Source organism: Clostridium sp. (genome assembly GCF_021443865.1).
Lineage (GTDB): Bacteria > Bacillota > Clostridia > Clostridiales > Clostridiaceae > Clostridium.
On the sequence record NZ_JABUTB010000129.1, the window covers coordinates 1 to 4,646 of the forward strand.

Here is a 4,646-nt window from a genome sequence, read left to right on the forward strand (position 1 = left end):
ATATTTAATTATTTCAAATAATATTTATTATTGTAATATCTCCTCAAAAATATTAAGAAATAGTTTTATTAGAAATTACTCTTTAATTTGAAATTTACTCTAAATATTATATAAATTAAGAGACACATGTAAATATATGTGTCTCTTATAATTACTTAATTACTTTCATATTTCCCATATATGGTTGAAGTGCAGTTGGAATATTTACTGATCCATCTTCATTTAAATTGTTTTCTAAGAATGCTATTAACATTCTTGGTGGAGCAACAACTGTATTATTTAATGTATGAGCAAAGTATTTTCCATCCTTAGCATTTACACGAATCTTTAGACGACGAGCTTGTGCATCACCTAAGTTTGAGCAGCTTCCTACTTCAAAATATTTCTTTTGTCTTGGTGACCAAGCTTCCACATCTACTGACTTAACCTTAAGATCTGCTAAATCCCCAGAACAACATTCTAAAGTTCTAACTGGTATATCTAGAGAACGGAATAAATCTACAGTATTTCTCCATAACTTATCATACCATTCCATACTTTCTTCAGGCTTACACACTACTATCATTTCTTGCTTTTCAAATTGATGAATTCTATATACTCCTCTTTCTTCTATTCCATGAGCACCTTTTTCTTTTCTAAAACAAGGAGAATAGCTTGTTAAAGTTTGTGGTAATGATTCTTCTGGTAATATAGTATCTATATATCTACCTATCATAGAATGTTCACTTGTTCCAATTAGATATAAATCTTCGCCTTCAATCTTATACATCATAGCATCCATTTCAGCAAAGCTCATAACTCCTGTAACAACTTCGCTACGTATCATGTATGGAGGAATACAGTAAGTAAATCCACGATCTATCATAAAGTCTCTAGCATAAGAAATTATTGCTGAATGAAGTCTCGCAATGTTTCCCATTAAATAGTAGAATCCGCTTCCTGCTACTTTTCTAGCACTATCTAAATCTAATCCACTTAACTTTTCCATTATATCTGTATGATATGGAACTTCAAACTCAGGAACTTTTGGTTCTCCAAAACGTTCAACTTCTACATTTTGGCTATCATCTTTACCAATTGGAACACTTGGATCAATTATATTGGGTAAAGTTAACATTATAGTAGTAACTCTTTCTGATAGCTCGTTTTCTTTAGCTTCTAATTCTGCTAAACGCTCTGAATTTTCAGTTACCTTCTTTTTCATTTCTTCTGCTTCTTCTTTTTTTCCTTGAGCCATTAAACCACCAATTTGTTTTGATAGCTTATTTCTATTAGCTCTTAATGATTCTGCTTCTTGTTTAGCTTCTCTAAGCTTTTTATCTAATTCTATAACTTCATCTACTAATTGAAGTTTACTATTTTGGAACTTATTTTCTATATTTTTCTTAACTACTTCTGGGTTTTCTCTTACAAATTTTAAATCTAACATTTCATATTCCTCCTAATAATTTACACCTTCTATTTTTTTCAATAAAAAAGAACCTTTCTCTCCCGAAAAGGGACGAAAAGTTCCGCGTTGCCACCCTAATTAGTAGCATAATAATGCTACTCTCTTAAAAAATTTAACGGTTTATACCGTACTGTTCATCACAGTCCCTCCAAGGTGGATTCATATCATATTACTATCGATTTACACCCTCCATCGACTCTCTTAAAGCAATCATTGATATTACTAGCCTCTTCAACAGTTTTATTATATTTATTCTTAATATATTATAAAAAAATATTAATGTCAATAATTTATTTAATCATCTGATAAATCACGAGTACATATGATATCTATTCCAGTATTAAGTATATTCTTACATATTATATCTCCTACTTTTATTGGGATATTTACATATATTCTTCCTAATACTTTAGACAGTTCCCTCCAGATACCTATATCTACTTCTTCACTTGATTTAACAGGTACTACTTTATATTTATCACTACTTTTTACTCTAACTACCGATGTAAATATATCTCTATTACCTTTTTCTTTCTCTAAATTATACATCATTAAACTCCTTTATCCTACTTGAAATTATCTTAGAGTCTTTTGAATCATCTACTATATCTGTTATATTTTTATCTAATTCTCTGGCTAATATATTTACTATCTTTTCTAGACAATAGGAGCCATGACAATTCCCAAATCCTGACCCAGTTCTTCTTTTTACACCTTCTACAGTTCTAGCACCTAATGGTCGTCTTATAGAATCTACTATTTCTCCTTCTGAAATATTATTGCATACACAAATAACTTTTCCATATCTTTTATCTAAGGATATTATTTCATTTGCTTCTTTTTTTCCTAATTCTCTAATCTTATATACTTCTCTTCTCTTATCTATAAAATTCTTTTTTAAGGTACAATTTAAGTTATTAGCTATAGTCTCACAAATCATTTTAGCTATTGCTGGTGCTATTGTTATCTTACCATAATGAGTTCCTGTTACTCTTATATATCCCTTATCAAATTCACTTTCATCTATTAACATTGAATCTTTATTATAACTTTCTCTAAAAAGATTGCTAATGTTATTATGATTTAAATCTTTTAATAATTTATTAGCATAAAATAGATTATCACTTAAACTTGTTTTTTCAGAACTTTTAATCCCTATTAATGTTCCTGTAGTAGTTGTAGGTGCACTTAAAATAAATGTATCCTTATCAAGTGTTTCTATAACTATTTTATTGAACTTATTTTTATAATTATCATCTACTAGTAGATAACTCATATTTTTAAATCTTCTGTTACCTACCTCTTGTTCTTTTTCTTCAACTTTTCCATTTTCCTTAATATATATCTCATGTGGTATAGTATTAATAACTACTTTACAACTAAATTTATTTTTATTCGTAGTTACTCTAAATCCCTTTGATAAGTTTTGAATTTTTAATACTTCTTCTTCTAACCTAAAAATAACGCCATTATCAAATGCAACTTCAGCATAGGATATAGCTAAATCATACGGTGCAACAATTCCTATATTTTCAGAATAAAGTCCCTTCTTTATATTATGCTTTATATTAGGTTCTATATCATAAGCATCCTTATCATCTATTAAATGAACACCTTCTATTCCCCTTCTCTTAGCTCTTTCATGCATTTCTATAAGCTTCTTAACACCATTATCATCATTAACAACTCTTAAAGCTCCTACCTTTTTGAAAGGAACATTAAACTTTTTACATGTTTCCTGCATGATTGCATTTCCTATATACTCATATCTGGCCATTACATCATCTGATGTTTCAGATCCATCATACACAATTGATGTATTTACAAAAGATATATCATCTGCTATATCATAATCTCTTTCTATTACTGCTATATTAAAGTTATACTTAGATAGCTCATATGCTACAGCACACCCAATGATTCCCCCTCCTAATATAAGAATATCATAATCCATATTTTAATCCTCCTATTACTATAATAAAAATCCCTTTTCCCTTAATTCATTAATTATTGATTTTATATCTTCTTCACTATCTGCAGCTATTGTATGTAGGTGAACTCCATCAGTTAGATTAGATAATGGCTTAACACTTTTATTTTTAAATTTATTCTCAAATTTATTTAAATCATTTAAATTCCTAATCATTAAGTTTCCCTTTATTTCACCATAGAGAGGATGCTCAATAATAACATCTTCTATTATTCCACCATACTTAACTACTATTTCTAATTCTTCTATAGCCTTACTACTATCATGATTAACTGCTATTATAGATTTAGCCTTATTAATATCTCTACTATATATATATCCATCGGGAGTGGCTATTATATTTTTACCTTCAGCTCTTAATATGGCTATATCCTTAACAATTACTTGCCTAGTAACGCCAAATAAAGAGGCTAATTTTGTTCCCTTTATAGCAGTATTACTTTTTATTAATAAATTTACAATTTCTTCTCTTCGCTTCTTAGAACTCATAAATCACCTCAAAATTAATTTTTATCATCACATAGCTTAATTATACTAAGCATTTTATTTTCATTCTTTATACTTGGATGATGATGATATCTCACCACTTCTAATAATTCTTTATCATGTTCAAATCCATTTTGCATTAAAATACCTAATCCTATATTAGGATGATTATAATAAACATTTATTTGCTTAATATTATCATATTTTCGTATCTTTCCTCTTGTTAATTTATCTAATAACACAACTGCAGACTTCTCTATTAATGATAAATGAGTTATTCCTTTTCCTGCATCATGTAATAATGCAGCCCTTCCTAGCCTATACATATCAACATCTATATTAAATTCATTTCTCATTTTTATTGAATCTTTACATACTCTTATACAATGATGCTTATCATTATGTTTAAGGCTATTAAATATATCTATCTCATCCTCATTTAAAAACTTAGTTACATATGTATAATCTACTTCTTTAAATAATGATACAAAACCCCAAATAAATTGCTTTACTCTATATAAAGTCATAAAATCACCCTTATTTTTATTATTGAATAGTATCTATAAAAATAATACCATTATATATTTTTATTATCAATTCATATAAATTTTCAAATTTTTAATTATAAAAAAAAGAAGCCATGATTTCATGACTTCTTACTTTTTGGTGGAGGTAAAGGGATTCGAACCCTTGACCCCTTGCGTGCAAGGCAAGTGCTCT

Annotated in this window: 5 protein-coding genes and 1 other annotated feature; all 5 genes read right to left on the bottom strand. The window is 28.3% G+C overall.

Going from position 1 to position 4,646, the window contains the following annotated elements; translation table 11 throughout:
• Window positions 1-151: 151 nt before the first annotated feature.
• The gene (gene serS / locus HUJ77_RS14660; RefSeq protein WP_291709904.1) at window positions 152-1,429 is read right to left on the bottom strand and encodes a serine--tRNA ligase; all 1,278 of its coding nucleotides are present in this window, start codon (window positions 1,427-1,429) and stop codon (window positions 152-154) included.
• 65 nt (window positions 1,430-1,494) lie between these two features.
• Window positions 1,495-1,694, bottom strand: a binding site (T-box leader).
• 50 nt (window positions 1,695-1,744) lie between these two features.
• Window positions 1,745-1,999, bottom strand: coding sequence for a DUF1667 domain-containing protein (locus HUJ77_RS14665; protein WP_291709906.1), 255 nt, complete (start codon window positions 1,997-1,999; stop codon window positions 1,745-1,747).
• A complete protein-coding gene (locus HUJ77_RS14670) occupies window positions 1,992-3,404 on the bottom strand; it encodes an FAD-dependent oxidoreductase (RefSeq protein WP_291709907.1) in 1,413 nt (470 codons plus the stop codon). The genes HUJ77_RS14665 and HUJ77_RS14670 overlap by 8 nt, the downstream gene beginning before the upstream one ends.
• 18 nt (window positions 3,405-3,422) lie before the next feature.
• Window positions 3,423-3,929: a transcription repressor NadR gene (locus HUJ77_RS14675; RefSeq protein WP_291709909.1), complete on the bottom strand. Its 507-nt coding sequence runs from the start codon at window positions 3,927-3,929 to the stop codon at window positions 3,423-3,425.
• Between the two features lie 14 nt (window positions 3,930-3,943).
• Window positions 3,944-4,453, bottom strand: coding sequence for an HD domain-containing protein (locus HUJ77_RS14680; RefSeq protein ID WP_291709911.1), 510 nt, complete (start codon window positions 4,451-4,453; stop codon window positions 3,944-3,946).
• Window positions 4,454-4,646: the final 193 nt, after the last annotated feature.

Bases quoted from the DNA above. Each gene is read 5' to 3' on its own strand.
- serS (WP_291709904.1), bottom strand. From the start codon at position 1,429: ATGTTAGATTTAAAATTTGTAAGAGAAAACCCAGAAGTAGTTAAGAAA.
- HUJ77_RS14665 (WP_291709906.1), bottom strand. From the start codon at position 1,999: ATGTATAATTTAGAGAAAGAAAAAGGTAATAGAGATATATTTACATCG.
- HUJ77_RS14670 (WP_291709907.1), bottom strand. From the start codon at position 3,404: ATGGATTATGATATTCTTATATTAGGAGGGGGAATCATTGGGTGTGCT.
- HUJ77_RS14675 (WP_291709909.1), bottom strand. From the start codon at position 3,929: ATGAGTTCTAAGAAGCGAAGAGAAGAAATTGTAAATTTATTAATAAAA.
- HUJ77_RS14680 (WP_291709911.1), bottom strand. From the start codon at position 4,453: ATGACTTTATATAGAGTAAAGCAATTTATTTGGGGTTTTGTATCATTA.